This is a genomic window from Streptomyces sp. NPDC049887 (assembly GCF_040656535.1).
In the GTDB taxonomy this organism is placed as follows: Bacteria; Actinomycetota; Actinomycetes; order Streptomycetales; family Streptomycetaceae; genus Streptomyces.
Genome location: NZ_JBFAMM010000001.1, coordinates 254,848 through 268,820, shown reverse-complemented (window position 1 = coordinate 268,820; position 13,973 = coordinate 254,848). Strand labels below are relative to the sequence as shown.

14 protein-coding genes are annotated in these 13,973 nt (G+C 67.9%); 4 read left to right on the top strand and 10 right to left on the bottom strand.

The window, feature by feature from the left end; all coding sequences use genetic code 11:
- Window positions 1-98 precede the first annotated feature (98 nt).
- Genes AB0J10_RS01150 through AB0J10_RS01140 form a run of 3 tightly spaced genes read right to left on the bottom strand, consistent with a single transcriptional unit; the run spans window position 99 to window position 1,397 of the window.
- Window positions 99-614: a hypothetical protein gene (locus tag AB0J10_RS01150; protein WP_363056460.1), complete on the bottom strand. Its 516-nt coding sequence runs from the start codon at window positions 612-614 to the stop codon at window positions 99-101.
- On the bottom strand, window positions 544-960 hold the full coding sequence (locus AB0J10_RS01145; RefSeq protein ID WP_363056829.1) for a transposase: 417 nt from the start codon (window positions 958-960) through the stop codon (window positions 544-546). Before AB0J10_RS01145 ends, AB0J10_RS01150 begins: the two co-directional genes overlap by 71 nt.
- 59 nt (window positions 961-1,019) lie before the next feature.
- Window positions 1,020-1,397, bottom strand: coding sequence for a DUF4265 domain-containing protein (locus AB0J10_RS01140; protein WP_363056458.1), 378 nt, complete (start codon window positions 1,395-1,397; stop codon window positions 1,020-1,022).
- Between the two features lie 215 nt (window positions 1,398-1,612).
- On the opposite strand from AB0J10_RS01140, the gene AB0J10_RS01135 reads away from it, so the two are divergent.
- The 3 genes from AB0J10_RS01135 to AB0J10_RS01125 are packed head-to-tail and all read left to right on the top strand — an operon-like array spanning window position 1,613 to window position 3,312.
- On the top strand, window positions 1,613-2,038 hold the full coding sequence (locus AB0J10_RS01135; RefSeq protein WP_363056456.1) for a DUF4259 domain-containing protein: 426 nt from the start codon (window positions 1,613-1,615) through the stop codon (window positions 2,036-2,038).
- A gap of 36 nt (window positions 2,039-2,074) precedes the next feature.
- Complete coding sequence (locus AB0J10_RS01130) at window positions 2,075-2,479, top strand: hypothetical protein (protein ID WP_363056454.1); 405 nt, start codon at window positions 2,075-2,077, stop codon at window positions 2,477-2,479.
- Window positions 2,480-2,511: 32 nt separating this feature from the next.
- Window positions 2,512-3,312 (top strand): DUF4253 domain-containing protein, encoded by an 801-nt coding sequence (locus tag AB0J10_RS01125; RefSeq protein WP_363056452.1) that lies wholly within the window; start codon window positions 2,512-2,514, stop codon window positions 3,310-3,312.
- Between the two features lie 59 nt (window positions 3,313-3,371).
- Here AB0J10_RS01125 and AB0J10_RS01120 read toward each other — a convergent pair whose 3' ends face one another.
- From AB0J10_RS01120 to AB0J10_RS01090, 7 genes are all read right to left on the bottom strand, one after another.
- On the bottom strand, window positions 3,372-3,770 hold the full coding sequence (locus AB0J10_RS01120; RefSeq protein ID WP_363056450.1) for a DUF5958 family protein: 399 nt from the start codon (window positions 3,768-3,770) through the stop codon (window positions 3,372-3,374).
- A complete protein-coding gene (locus AB0J10_RS01115; RefSeq protein WP_363056448.1) occupies window positions 3,767-4,423 on the bottom strand; it encodes a Fic family protein in 657 nt (218 codons plus the stop codon). Before AB0J10_RS01115 ends, AB0J10_RS01120 begins: the two co-directional genes overlap by 4 nt.
- A complete protein-coding gene (locus tag AB0J10_RS01110) occupies window positions 4,420-5,091 on the bottom strand; it encodes a hypothetical protein (protein ID WP_363056446.1) in 672 nt (223 codons plus the stop codon). Before AB0J10_RS01110 ends, AB0J10_RS01115 begins: the two co-directional genes overlap by 4 nt.
- A 69-nt stretch (window positions 5,092-5,160) precedes the next feature.
- Window positions 5,161-5,886: a hypothetical protein gene (locus tag AB0J10_RS01105; protein ID WP_363056444.1), complete on the bottom strand. Its 726-nt coding sequence runs from the start codon at window positions 5,884-5,886 to the stop codon at window positions 5,161-5,163.
- Between the two features lie 233 nt (window positions 5,887-6,119).
- Window positions 6,120-7,688 carry a S1 RNA-binding domain-containing protein gene (locus tag AB0J10_RS01100; protein WP_363056442.1) on the bottom strand — a complete coding sequence of 523 codons (1,569 nt, stop codon included), beginning with the start codon at window positions 7,686-7,688 and terminating at the stop codon, window positions 6,120-6,122.
- Window positions 7,689-7,710: 22 nt separating this feature from the next.
- Window positions 7,711-8,070, bottom strand: coding sequence for a hypothetical protein (locus tag AB0J10_RS01095; RefSeq protein WP_363056440.1), 360 nt, complete (start codon window positions 8,068-8,070; stop codon window positions 7,711-7,713).
- A gap of 78 nt (window positions 8,071-8,148) precedes the next feature.
- Entirely contained in the window at window positions 8,149-8,931 is a 783-nt protein-coding gene (locus AB0J10_RS01090; RefSeq protein WP_363056438.1) for a hypothetical protein, read from the bottom strand.
- A gap of 1,368 nt (window positions 8,932-10,299) precedes the next feature.
- On the opposite strand from AB0J10_RS01090, the gene AB0J10_RS01085 reads away from it, so the two are divergent.
- Window positions 10,300-13,851 carry a LamG-like jellyroll fold domain-containing protein gene (locus AB0J10_RS01085; protein ID WP_363056827.1) on the top strand — a complete coding sequence of 1,184 codons (3,552 nt, stop codon included), beginning with the start codon at window positions 10,300-10,302 and terminating at the stop codon, window positions 13,849-13,851.
- The last annotated feature ends 122 nt before the right edge of the window (window positions 13,852-13,973 follow it).

Here is a 13,973-nt window from a genome sequence, read left to right as displayed (position 1 = left end):
GGGTTGCTGGGCAGACGCCTGGCCGTTGCCGAGGCATGCGGACCGGCCCCGGTCACCCGGGGCTGGCGATCGTGATGTGTGGCTGTGACGCTGCTCGATCAGAGATCGGCCGGCGGATGCCGCCCCATGTCGAGTGGGGTGGGCATGCACGCCAGGTCATGATCTGGGGCAGCTGGAACGGATTCGAAGTCGGCGTCGGAGAGTCGGCTGCCAGTGCGCTCGTAGAGCCAGGTTTCCAGGATGTCCAAGTTTCCGATTGTCACCATGATCGCGATGAGGATCGTCTGGGCCACCTGGCCGGGCGCTCGGCGGTGCATGGGGTTCCCGATGTTCATGTCGGCGCTCTTGAGACGACCGTTGAGCCCCTCGTTGTGGGAGCGGATCGGCTTGTAGATCCGGTCCCAGGCGGGGCTGAGGTAGTGACTGTCCTGTCGGAACTTTGCGATCTTCAGGTCTCCGGCCGCGTCGGCGGGGACGCTGATCGCGGAGGCCCTGCAGACGGCGGGCAGCGCCTCCTTGCCGGGAGGGTCCGTCCACTCTCTGTCAGGGAGCTGGATGGTCGGGCGAGCCGAGGCGTGGCTGGCGCGGGAGCGGAGATCCGCCAGTTTGATCACGGTCTGAGGCGGGCCCGAGGCGGTCGGTCGAGTAGGGCGGAGGCGTTCTCGGCGTGGACAGTTCACCGAAGGGGACGGTCCGGCCGCCGGGCATTGCAGGCGCACGGTTCCACGGGCGTCGGCGTTCTGCTTGAGCTTGAGGAAGTATGGCCAGGTCCAGATCCCCGGCCTGCGTGGTCAGCAGTTTCGCCCGGTGTCCGTTGCGCATCGTCGTGCGAGTCTCGGTGTGCTCACCGGGTTCCGCACCGATGTGGGCGGTGGCCTCGGCCTCGATGAGTTCCTGCAGGATCCGCTGGGCCAGGACCCTGATCAACTCGATTCCGTCCGCCGTACGCAGTGACTCCATCAGCCGGAGTAAGTCATGTTGGGACAAGGCCATCGCGTCACCTCTCTCAACGAGCTTCGCTACTCGGAGAGTTGCGCGATGGCCGCCCCATGACCAGGGGCTATGCGGAGATCGCTGTTACACCACTCGGTGGGACACCATCCGCTCTGCCGGGCTGCGGCTGATCCGTCGTCCTTGAGCACGATCAGCCGGATCGTGCAGTTCTCCGAAGCTCGGACCGTCTCTCCAGCCCAGCGGATGCCCTCATCGTCGATCTCAACCCGGATGATGTCGTCGCCGGCGACGCCACGGACGAACCACGGGGTGTTGTCCAGCCGCACGGTGCCGTCGCCGAGGTCCACGGCCCACAGGCTCTCGACGCTCGCCGGCGGCCAGCCGTCTTCGTCCATGTCCATCCGGAAGTGGACCTTCACATGGTCGTCACTGATGTTCGTCACGGCGCCATCATCCCCGCCACCTCCACATGATCGGACGTGGGAGTGCGGACGGAGGAGGCCACCGGATCCGGGCGGTGGCGCAGGTGAATGTCGTGTCCTGGAGCAGCGCCAGGTGACGGCGATGCCAGTCAGCTCATCCGCATCCCCAGACTGCGCAGGTGCTGTCAGCGGCCTCTGTCAGGATGCCCCGGTCAACATCGTGATCGGGAGAGAGTATGGGTACTTGGGACGTCGGCCCCTTCGACAACGACACCGCAGCGGACTTCTGCGGCGAACTCGATGTGGCAGCCGCAGGCGAGCGCACGGACCTGATTCGCAGCATCCTCACCCATGTGATCGATACCGCAGGCTATCTGGAAGCACCCGAGTCTGAGCAAGCCGTGGCTGGGGCTGCCCTCGTTGCCGCGCAATGCCCTGGGGGCGAGCCGGCCGATCCGGCCTATGGGCCGGAAGAGCCCCTTCCTGATCTCACCGGTCTACGCGACCTCGCCCTGCACGCCCTCGACCGGGTCATGAGCGAGCCGTCCGAGCTGATGGACCTATGGGCGCAATCGGACGGCGGACCCTGGCGTGCGAACGTTCGCCGCCTGCAGAACGTGCTCCTGCCCAAGCCGCCCGAAGACCAGCTCAGCCTGCACTGACCCACCGCAACCGCTACTCGAACCCGGAAGGCCGCCATGAGCTGGGACGTGATCCTCCTACGCCTGCCCGACGACGTCACCTCGGTGCAGGAGATCCCCGCCGACTACACCCCGGACCCACTCGGCCGGCGAGACGATGTACTCGCGGCCGTCACCCAGGCCGTTCCCGATGTCGATCTCTCGGACCCCGAGTGGGGTGAACTTACCGGCCCCACATGGTCCATCGAGCTCAACATCGGCTCAGAGGACCCGGTCGACTCCGTCATGCTCCACATCCGGGGCTCCGGCGACGACGTGCTGACGCCCGTCCTCCGTCTTGCCGAGGCTCTGCGGTGCAAGGCGCTCGACTGCGCCGAAGGGGACCTGATCACGCCGGGCCAGACGACGGGCTGGCACGCCTTCCAGCAGTTCCGCGATCGAGTGATGGGACCCTCACAGTGATACCTCCCGGTCACAGCGCCAGCATCCGCCCCATGCACCGCGAGACCCGATGGGGCCTTCCGCCCGGCCGGATGGTCACGTCCGATGAAGGCGACGGAGACATCCAGGCCCTGTGGCTCAGTGACGGGCCGGCCACGGCCGAGCTGTGGACACGGATGCATGCCGAACACACACGCTCCGGCCTGTGGCCGCTGCTGCTCGACTCGCTGGATTCGAGCGACAGCGAATTCCGCCCATGGGGATCCGGGGAGGTCTTCCCCGAGCAGATGTCCTCCCCGGCAAGCCACGACCCTGCCAGCCTCCTCGCCCGGTGGTGGGCGGCCTACACAGCCGTCGACGAAGACGACGACATGCTCGACACCGACAGGCGCTTTGCCGTCACGGCTCCCTTCGGACAGACCTGTCCCGGCCCCGCGCCCAGCCGGGAGACGGCGACGAACCCCGATCAACTGGCCGCCGAGTTCGCGCAGGCGTTCCTCGCCGACCGCCCGCAGACACGTCTGGGGCTGGCTGCTGCAGCGTCCGGTGCGGAGGCGTTGACGGCTGTGGGCTGGGCCGGACCCTGCAACTACGACAACGACACCGCGAAGTTCTCCGCGGTCCTCCGTGACTGGGAACACCGGTTCGGTGCTCGTGTCGTCGCGGTCGGGTTCTCCACGCTGCACCTCAGCGTCGCCGCGCCACCGGTGGACGAGCACGAGGCTCTCCTGGTCGCGGCCGAGCACTTCGCCTTCTGCCCGGACAACATCTGGCAGGGCAGCAGGCCGTACACGCTGGCCGCATACGCCGAGCGGATCACCAGTGCCCATCACTGGGACTTCTGGTGGGACTGATCCGGTCCGACGAAAACGCTCAACTGGGAACTGGCCTTCAGAGGTGCGGTGCTGGGTTTTCAGGCGACGGCGGACAGCCTGTGCCACCAGTGACTGCAGCCGCCAGAGCAGAAGCGCTCGCGGCGCCGCGCGTCGGCGATCGAGAGCACTGCGATCAGCAGCCGGAACGCCTTGCGGCGTTCGTCGAGAGGCGCGAGACCGGCGATCTTTCCCAGTTGCTCGTCGATCCGGCCTCGTGAGATCAGCACGGCGGGCGTATGCGTCGGGATCAGCCCGGCACGGCGGATGCTCTCCGGTGCATCCTCAGCGACGGCGCGCGCCTGGACGCAGTGATGGCGCAGGAACAGCAGCACCTCGGACTGCTCTTCCAGGCCGAGGCCGTCGAACCATTCGATGCCGTGGGACATCGGGCGCAGCCCCTGCGCGAGCTCGTTGATCAGGACGTCGCGTTCGTTCATGCTTGCCTCCCGTGGGACAGACGCCGCTCCGCCGCGGAGATCAGGATTCCGAGCAGCTCCGCCAGATCGGCCGCACCTTCGGCGTCATCGGCGCAGCGGATGGTCTGCAGTGGGTGCACCTGGTCGAGGAGGACGCCTTCCCGTGCCAAGACGAAGGCCAACGCCAGCATCGCCGCGCGCGCGTTGCCGTCCTCGAACGGATGGAAGAAGAGGATGTCGAGGTAGGTCCGGGCAGCGCGTGAGGGGACGGGCAGATCCGGTTGAGCGCTCTCGGACAGACAGCGCTCGAATCGCTTCTGCGTATCGGGTGCCAGGCCATAGCGCTCCCGTCCGCCCTTCGCGAAGGCCGGCACCGCGCGGAAACCGACGATGCCGTGGCCCAGCACGATCCGCTGCCACTTTGCCATGAGGGCGAAAGTCAGCGGCTGGCCCTGCTCCGCGTCGGCGAAGGCCCGGTCGAGGGCGGTCAGGGCCCGCGCGGTTCCCTCGCTGTCACGTCCGCCTCGCGTTGCCCTGAAGAAGCTCCGGAAACCGTCAGGGGCCGGTGCCCCGGAGACGGGGCGCGCACCACGCCAGGATGGCCAGGAGATTTCCGGCCGGATGCGCAGCCAGTCGGCAAGGCTGTCCTTCGGCTGGCCGGGCCCGGAAGTCATCTGATTTCGCCCACGCCTCTGGCGAACCGCGAGCTCACCGCGTCGACCACCGGAACGTCAGGTGCGATCCAACTGCCGAACCGGCCGCCGACCGCGTTCTTGACGATCTCCTGGGCCTGGCCCTCGTCGACGCCGCTGTAGGCGAGGAACCAGCCGAGGACCTGCATGCAGTGCCCGTACCAGCCGCTCTCGGCCTGGGTACGGTCAGCCACGACGGTGACCAGGCGCGCGCACGCTCGCTCCCAGTGCCAGAGGTCCGCCGAAGACACCGGGGTGTTCCCCGGCGGAGTCAGGGCCGCAAACCGCTCCGCCAGTTCCTCCAGCCAGCCACGCCATTCCAGAAGGGCCTCAACAACCAGCCGGGCAGTCGCATCCGGGGTCGTCACAGAGTCGGACGAACAGCACCACACCTTAACGACGCCTCCGTCGACGTCACCCTCGCCAACCGACCAGTTCCATCCGCAGGCCCACCGGCCGTACCTGCCCGTCAGGAACTCGGTGACGGGACCCAGCGAACGCCAGCGATCCTCGCGAGCGACTTCAGCGTTGGGCAGCAAGGGCATGACAAGGCCCGCCAACTCCTCCGCCACATCGGCGTCCATCTCGAACGAATGCCGAGCCGGATCCACATCTGCCCACGTCAGGGCATGCGCCCACAGTTCACTCACCGTCCCACTCTGCCTTGCGCAGCCACCCTGACTCCACTCCATATCGGCCCTGCTTTCCTGAGGCTGTCTCTATGGTCTAGCTGCGGCTGACGATCGATCCCATTGCCCGCCATGGTCGGCGGTCATGTGGTCGTCGAAGCGTCGTCGTTCGCCTCGGGGACGTAGCCGCAAAGTTGCGGCGCATTCGGCCTTGTGGTCTCGGTCCCAAAGGGAAGTGTCTCGCTCGATGGAGCGGACGCGGTGGACGAGTCGCAACTGGGCTTTGCGGGGCAGAGTCGAGGGCAACGCTGTGAAGGTCTCCGGGCGTACGGCGACCAGGCCGCTGACCTGCTCTCCGTTGTACATCTGCAGCAGCGTGGTGCACTGCCACCAGTCGATCTTGCCGCCTCGACCGTCTGGAGTGCCGGGCCAGTAGTAGTGGGCCGGGTCCGGGAGCAGATAGTGGATGGCGTCGGGGGCCAGGTGGGCCCGGAGCCATGCTGCGCTTCCACTCAGGCCGAGCCGGAGCCGTCGGGCCTCGTCGTGCAGGGCGCAGATCGCTTCGGTGTCGAGGACCTTGAGAACGTTCGCCACCGGAGGCAGTGGCTGGCGCCCGGCTGGGGCCTTGACAGGCCAGCGCCTGAGCAGAAAGCTGGCCCATTGCTGCGGCGTCCTCGGGGACGGGTCCTTGCGGGATTCAGGCAGTGGCGGGGGTGGCGTCCAGGTTCGTCCTGCCTGTTCGATGTGACGCAGCATCCATGCCCGCGCCTCCGGGCCGGCGGTGTTCCAGACCCAGCTCATCGGTCGTTCGGCCATCGCCTGATCGAAGCTCCCGGGGGACTTGCCCCGACGGGACGGCTTCCTGGGGGTTGGCCGTGCGACGCCCGGAAGATTGTGGCTCAAGTTGGCCAGGAATCTGATGCGTTCCAGAGCCTCGTCAGGGGAGTTGTCCTGCGCCGCGTGCTGCGCGCCTCCGGCCAGATGGCGGATCTCGGTGAACGCCCTGGCCGTGAGAAGCGCGGCTCCCGGTCGATCTCGGCCTCCTGTCCTCATGCCGATCCGTCCTTACTGTCGCCCTCAGAGCGGCTGGTGCGGGTCTGGGTATGCGACAAGGCAATGCGACGGCGTACGATATCGACGTCGATGATCTTCACAGTGAGGGCGTCACCGACCTCGATGTCGTTCCCGGACGATTCATCCAGCTCGCTGGTGTGTACCAGCCCCCAGAAGCCGTCCTCTCGGTCTTCGATGCGGACGAAGAGGCCGAACGGGACGATCTTGGTGACCGGTCCCGTGACCACCTGCCCGATTCGCTGTGCGACCTGCCGCCACGGGTCTTCCTGCACTGCTCGGAGTGACAGCGGCACCCGCTCCCGGACCATGTCGACGTCGAGAACCTCGGCCGTGATCTTTTGGCCGACGCTCACGACGTCGGACGGCTGGTTGAAGGGACGCCAGGACAGCTCCGGAATATTGATCATCGCGGTGAAGCCGCCGATGTCCACGAAGGTGACGCCGAAGCTGGCGATGGTCGTCACCGTGCCGGTGACGACCTGGCCGCGCCGCAGGGTCTTCAGGAAGGCCCAGTCCCGGTCGCTGGGCGTTGGTTCGGTCTGCCAGCGTGCGCGGAGAACGCCGTCCCTGTCGGGCAGTACAGCGGTGAACAGCGGGAGACCTTCACCGGCATACATGGATACGACGCCGGCAGCATGCGCGCTGGCCAGATGGGAGATCACTGCCTCGAACCGGGTCTCGTCCACGACCGTGCTGGTGATCTGCTCGTCCTGGTTCTCCCAGACGATCTCCACCAAGCCTTCGTCGGGTAGAGCGGCAATGGCCACGTCGACGTCGGTGAGCAGGTCCGGCCAGACCGCCAGTTGGGCGCGAGGGGCCAGTTGGGAGCGCACTGCCTCGATGTTGTCGCGAGTGAGACGGTGCCAGCGGGAGGCGTTCGCGGCGTGGGTCTCCTCCAGGAACGTGGCGCGGTGGGCGCTGACCGTCCAGTGCAGACGGGCCCAGAAGTCGGCGTCGGCCGGGCGCTGTACGTGCTCTGGGTCATCGGGGGCGAAGTCGTACGGCGATGCGTGCAGGCGTTCCGGGAAGAGTCCGAGCGAGCGGGTGCGGGCCAGCGCCGCTTCGCAGGGGCGGCTGCTGCCGATATAGAGGTACTGGTCCCAGCCGACGTGCACGGTGAATGCTCCCTCAGCCTCCAGACGGCACCAGGCGCAGTTGTCGCGGAGCATGGCCCGGACGAGTTCCAGCCCGGTGGCCATCGGTACCAGGGCACCGTCGTGGAACCCGGTGGGGCCGGCTGGGAAGAGGTCGGCCAGGCCGTAGCCGTCGACCGGTGGCTCCAAGCCGAAGTGGGCGAAACCGCCGATCTGCGGCTCGCGGATGGTCAACTGGTCGACACCGGCTTCTTCGGCGAAGGCGGCGACGGCCTGCAGGTATGCGGTTTCGACCGATCCGTGGTCACTGGTCGCAGGCTCGACGCCGACGTAGTGGCCGTGCTGATCGCGGTCGGCAGGGTCGTACTTGGTGACCTGATAGACGTATGGCAGCACGTCACTGCCCGCCGGAGGTCGAAGGCGCTGCGGCTGGGGCCTGGTGGCGTTCAAGGACGCGGTACATCGTGCCGGGTCAGACGTCGAGGCGGTGAAGGACATGCGTGAACTCGTCGGACTCGATCAGACCGGTGAGTACCTGGGTCATGTTGCTGATGCCGGGATCGCGGACGATCAGACCGTCCGAGCACCAGAAGTAGCGGCCTCCCAGGGCTTCCCCGCTTTCGGCCGACCTCGCCATGATGGCCTCGACTTGTCCGAGGGTGATGATGGTCGCGCTCCAGCGGGATCCGTCCTTCAGGTCCACGAAGACGTCGATATTGTCCACGGATTCCAGATCCTCGCCGGAGTTCGGCAGGAAAGCGGCTTCGAAGTGCTCAGTGCGAACCCGGTACCAGGGCCCGTCCCAGCGGCCCGGCTGTGTGCTGTGGCTCATCGGGCGAGTGTGCCGGGCTGAACTGTCCGGCTCAACTGGGTTCTCCGGGCACCCTTCACGGCGGGGGTGGTTCACAGGTCAGGGTCGTACGGCGGGATGGTCCAGCGCAGTACTGTTTCGCCTGCGCGCGCTTCGAGGGTGGCGGGGTAGGCCTGTCCGTGGGCCCGTTCTCCGTGGTGGCGTATGGAGTGGTCCCCCGGGATCCCAGCCGAGACCGAGAATCGGGCATCCGTCGAGGTCGATGGCACCCGCCAGCAGCGGGTGGCTCCAGCTGGTTCGGTTGAATCGGTGGAAGTCGGTGTGGGCGTCGACGGAGACCATCAGCCCGTTGCCGGGGCCTTCTCGGGTCCAGGTTCGGAGCTGTTCGGCGACCGCTTCGGCCTCGACCAGGGGGAGGTCGAGCCACCCGCGCGGCCCGTGTCCGCTGGGGTGCTGCGGGATGCGGTCACCGCCGAACTGCGCATGGACGGCTTCTTCGTACTTGCCCCAGTAGGTAACGTCCGCCAGGCCGTCGGTGGACTGTCCGTCCAGGCCGGTGGAGCCGGCCCAGGGCCGGCCGAGGTCGACCTCCAGGACGGCGATCGTCGGTTCCCCGTCGAAGGGCGAGGCCGATGTCTGGGCCCGAACCTGCAGGGGCCGGTCCGCGGCGGCTGCTACAGCGATCGCCTCGCACATCCAAGCAGATGGCTCACTGTCCTCGGGGCCGTGCAAGTGCCCGCCGCCGGTGGCTACTACGATCCGGGCCCGCTCGGACAGCGGTCGGCCCACGTGCGGCCAGTAGTCGATCCAGCCCGCCATCCCCAGCACGAGCATCCCGGAGGGCGCGGTGACGGTGCCAAGGTCGACAGCCGTCTCAGTCATCTGCAGATTGAACAGGCACGGGACTGAAGGGATCAAGGTGCGGTCGCGTCCCCGGTCCGCGTGGAGTGGTCCTGCGGGGTGCGCTGCTGCGGCAGGAGCGGGCCGAGGTGCAGGTGGCGGTCCCTGCGGCGGGGCACGAGTGGCTGCCCCCGGCAGCGGGGAACGATCTTCGGGTAACTGGGAAGCGATCTACAACCGCTTCTGTCCCGCCTGGTCAGAGGCACTGGTGAACACCCCACAACACGACTGTTCTTGAGTTCACTCAGGAGCGGTTGACGAGACCCCGCCGATCTTCATGATCGGTCGGGATCTTTGTCGTTTCCGGGGCCTGTTCGAGGCTGTTCTGGGTGGTGGATGGCGGCGGACGCGGAGCGTGGCCGTGATGATGTCCCGCTTTTCAGTGGTGCGCGCACCACTGGCAGCCACGGGGGTGCCGGGGCTGCCAGTGGTCGTGTTCGGTTCTTGCGGTTCAGCGGTCTGCGGTGGGTGGCGATGATCATCCGGTCTGCGCGGGGTGTTCCGTCTGCCGTGGTGCTGGTGGCTGGGGCGCGGTGCCTGGCGAGGATCTCGTCGAGGGCGTCAGAGAGCTGAACGTGAGCCGTCCGCGCCTTCAACAACTCTGCTTGGACAGAAGCGAGTTCGGCTCCCAGTTCACGCTGACAGCGTTGGAGGCGGTCGGCCTTGCGAGCGTAGAAGTCAACGGCCGTGCGCACCCCGGAGGCCGCTGCAGTCTCGACCGTGCCGGCGAAGTCCGTCCGCCCTCCCCAACCCGGCAACACCACAGGCGCGACGTCAGACATCGTAGGCAACGCCAGACGTCCCAGACCCCAAACGGCAAGCTTGTGTCTGGCAGTTGAAAGAAGCGAACTGCGACTGGCGCCCTGCGGCCCACCTGACGGCGCGGCGGGGGCCGGGCTCACGACGGCCCTGTCGGTACCCCTGCCGACCACCAGTGGGGCATCGCCTTGTGGAGCGCGGATCGAGGCGATCACGCGGCTCCAAGAGCGGGAGGTCCTGGCCTGGGTGCGCTGTCGGCTCGAAGCGCATGTTCGGCGATCTGTTAGGGAGCGGCTTGATGTGACACGTGACACCATTGACCGGCGCACTCTCCTTACACATGATCTTCACAGTTGTTTGTAGGGGAAATTTAAGAACGGGGTGGGCGTGTTCACGCGACAACGGCGGCACGGCTGGCGTCAGGTGGTGCGGAGCGGGGTGACAGTCGTCGCGCTCCTGGGGGGTCTGATTCCGGCGGCCGGCGCCGTGGCGGCGACGCAGGCGCTCACCGCCGGCGGGCCGGCCGCGCCAGCGGCCGACAGCACTCCCGAGTCGGAGGCCAGCGCTCTCGCGGCGAAGACCGGTCAGCGTGTGGCCGTGGACGCCGTCACCACCGAGTCGTCCCAAGTCTTCGCCAACCCGGACGGCACCTTCACCCAGGAGATGAATGCCGCCCCGGCCCGTGCCCTCAAGGACGGCGGCACCTGGGCGCCCATCGACACCACCCTCGCGCGTGAGGCCGACGGTTCCATACGGGCGAAGAACACAACTGCCGACGTCACCTTCTCGGGTGGAGGCAGCGGCGACGGGCTCGTCACGCTGGAGGATGGAGGGCACGAGCTGCGGCTCGGCTGGCCGACCACGCTCCCCGAGCCCCGGCTCGACGGCGCCACCGCCACGTACCCCGAAGTCCTGCCCGATGTCGACCTGCGGCTGACCGCGCTGAGCTCCGGATACACCTCGGTGCTCGTGGTCAAGACCGCTCAGGCGGCGAAGAACCCGGCGCTTGAGACGATCAGAATGACGGTCTCCGGCGACCTTGACATCGCCGCGACGGCCGACGGCGGCTTCGTCGCCCGTGAAGGCGACGGCACCCCAGTCTTCGAGAGCCCGGCGGGCCGCATGTGGGACTCCGCTGGTGACACCCCGGAGCCGGCGGGCGCCGCCACCCAGCACGCCCGCACCGCCCCGGTGACGGCGAGTACCATGGCCGCGAGCGGAGTAACGCCCGTCCCGTCGGCGACGACCACGACCCCGCTGCCCGCCGCCCAGGGCGAACCAGCCCCCGCGGAGGGTCCCGGCAGCGGTGACGCGGAAGCCGAACTCCCGCTCAAGGTCACCGGCACCGCGCTGGAGATCACGCCCGACCCGGACCTGCTGCACGGCGAGGACACCGTCTTCCCGTTGTACATCGACCCGCCCACCAAGGGCGTCACGCTGGGCGACTGGACCGCCCTCTCCTCCGACGGCGACAAGTTCTGGGAGTTCAGCGGGGACAAGGGCGTGGGGCGCTGCTCCAACTACGCCGGTTACCTCTGCTCCAGCAGCCCCTACACCCAGCGCATGTACTTCGAGTACCCACTATCCTCGATCCACGGTAAGAAGATCCTCGACGCCACGTTCGAGGTGTACATGGTGTGGTCGTTCACCTGCGATCCGCAGTGGTACGACCTCAGTCACGTCACCAAGGGCATTTCATCCAGCACCACCTGGTCGACCCGGCCCACCGCGGACGACCTGATGGGAGACCGGCATGTGTCCTACGGCCGCGGCGGTCTGTGCAGCCCGTCGCAGCCGGCCAATTGGGTGCGCTTCAGCGACAACGTCGGTGAGGAGACCAACGAGAACCTCACGCCGACCCTCGCTTCCCACGCCGCGAACAAGGCCGCGCAGATCACCTTCTCCCTCACCGCGCACGACGAGTCCAACGCTGCCTCCTGGGCGCGGTTCCGCAATGACGCGAAGCTGTCGGTGACGTACGTCTCCTACCCGGACAAGCCGACTTCGTACGGCGTCCAGCAGGGCACCACCGGCCGGGCCTGCAACGCCTCCACCCTGCCCTTCGCCACCAGCGACACCACGCCGAAGATGCTGGGTACGGTCCAGTCGGTCGACGGCAGTCAGGCCCAGCTGCGCGCCATGTTCGAGGTGTGGAAGGCCGACGGCTCCAGCCGAGTCTGGTACGCGGCTTCGCCAGGCAGCGCGTGGGTTGCCGACAACGCCGTCCGCGACGTGTCCACCAGCACGCTGGCGGCACAGACGGACTACCGGATGCGGGTCAAGACGCAGGCCTACTACAAGACGGACCGGGGTGCCACCGGTGTCCTGGACTCGGCCTGGTCGTCCTGGTGCTACTTCCGGGTCGACACCGATTCGCCGCCGCCACCGTTGGTCACCAGCGCGGACGGCGTCTACCAGCCGGCTGAGACCGATCCGGCCGCGGGCGGGGTGGGCACGCCGGGCCAGTTCACCTTCACCCCTGCGGACACCAACCCCACCACGGCCGGCATCCAGTCGGACGTCGTCAGCTACAAGTGGAGGCTGAACAGCGGCGCGGTGTCCCCTCCGATCCCCGTCGCCCAGGGCGCGGCCACGACCCGGACGATCACCCCGGACCAGGCGGGTGAGAACACGATCCAGGTTTGGGGCTACGACGCTGCCGGACACAGCTCGCTCACCGGCTACTACAGCTTCCTGGTGAAGGGCGCCGAGCATCCCTCGGGGATCTGGCACCTGGACAACAACCTCACGGACGCCACCACCGCCACCCAGCACCCGCTGACCTCCTCCGGGGCGACCTGGGACACCCTGGCCCGCAGCGGCTCCGGCGCAGCGAAGTTCAACGGTACGACCGCCTACCTGTCCACCTCCGGCGCGGTCCTGGACACCACCAGGTCCTTCACCGTCTCGTCCTGGGCACGTCTGGTGAAGAAGGACGTCAACTACACCGTCCTGTCGCAGGCGGGGACCAACGCCTCCGGTTTTCAGCTGTACTACTCAACCGCCTACAACGCCTGGGTCTTCAACCGCCACCAAACGGATGTCTCAGGCCCCGCGATCACCCGCTCGATCGGCACCAAGCCGCCGGTCCTGAACGTTTGGACCCACCTGGCGGGCGTCTACGACGCGGCAGCGCAGACCCTCCAGCTCTACGTCAACGGCGTCCCCCAGGGTGACCGGGTTCCCTTCACGGCCACCCCGTGGAAGGCGTCCGGAGGCGTGCAGGTCGGGCGACTGTGGGCGTCGGCGACCGGCAAGGAGAACTTCGCCGGAACCATCGACGAGGTGAAGGTCTGGTCCCGCGCGCTCGCGGACACCGAAATCGCCCACGACGCCTGGCTGGAGGACGAGGACATCAGCGATGGCACCGCCGGCGACCCCGTCCCGGCGCTCGTCGCCAAGTGGGACGCGACGGACATGGCCAACGCGACCGGCACCACGGTGAAGGACACCAGCGGCTTCGCCCGGAACCTCACCCTTAGCGGGGCCGCACTCACCCAGGCCACCACTGGGGATCCGGAGATCGGCGAAGAGGTCACGACCACGCAGTCGATGACCCTGAACGGCACCAGTGCGTATGCCACTGCCGCCGGTCCGGTCGTCGACGACTCCGGTTCGTTCACCGCGACCGCCTGGGTGACGCTGGACCCTGCCAAGCTGGCCGACACCAGCAAGTCGTACGCGGTGCAGGTGTTCGGACAGTCGGGGACGAGCCAGTCCTCTTGGGGTGTCTGGTACGAGCAGCCGACCGGCAGCACCCAGGGACGGTGGACGTTCGGCCGTCCTGACAAGGACGGTACCGGAGCGGTCTGGACCGAGAGCGAATCCACCGCGTTCACCACGGGCCAGTTGGGTGTCCCGGTCATGCTGACGGTCGTTTACGACGCCCAGGCGGCAGCTGACCCCGACGACACCTCCAAGCTCGGCGTGCTCAAGCTCTACGTCGACAGCGCCCTGATGGGCGACGAGGGCGGGGTGCCGTACTCGGCACCGTGGCAGGGCAGCGGAGCCTTCGAGATCGGCCGGGCGAAGATCAACGGCGCTGCCTCGCGCTACTTCCCCGGGACGATCGACAGCGTCCGCGTCTGGGCCGGAGCCACCTCCACCGACACGATCGCCAACCGGCGTAACACAGAGCAGTAATAAGAGCGGGGCGGGGGGGGGGGGGGGGGGCCGGCCGCCCCCCCCCCCCCCCCCCCCCCCCGCAGGGAGCCAACAAAACGCCGCGGCGGACGACCCCACCCCCCAGCGACGCGGAGAGGCGG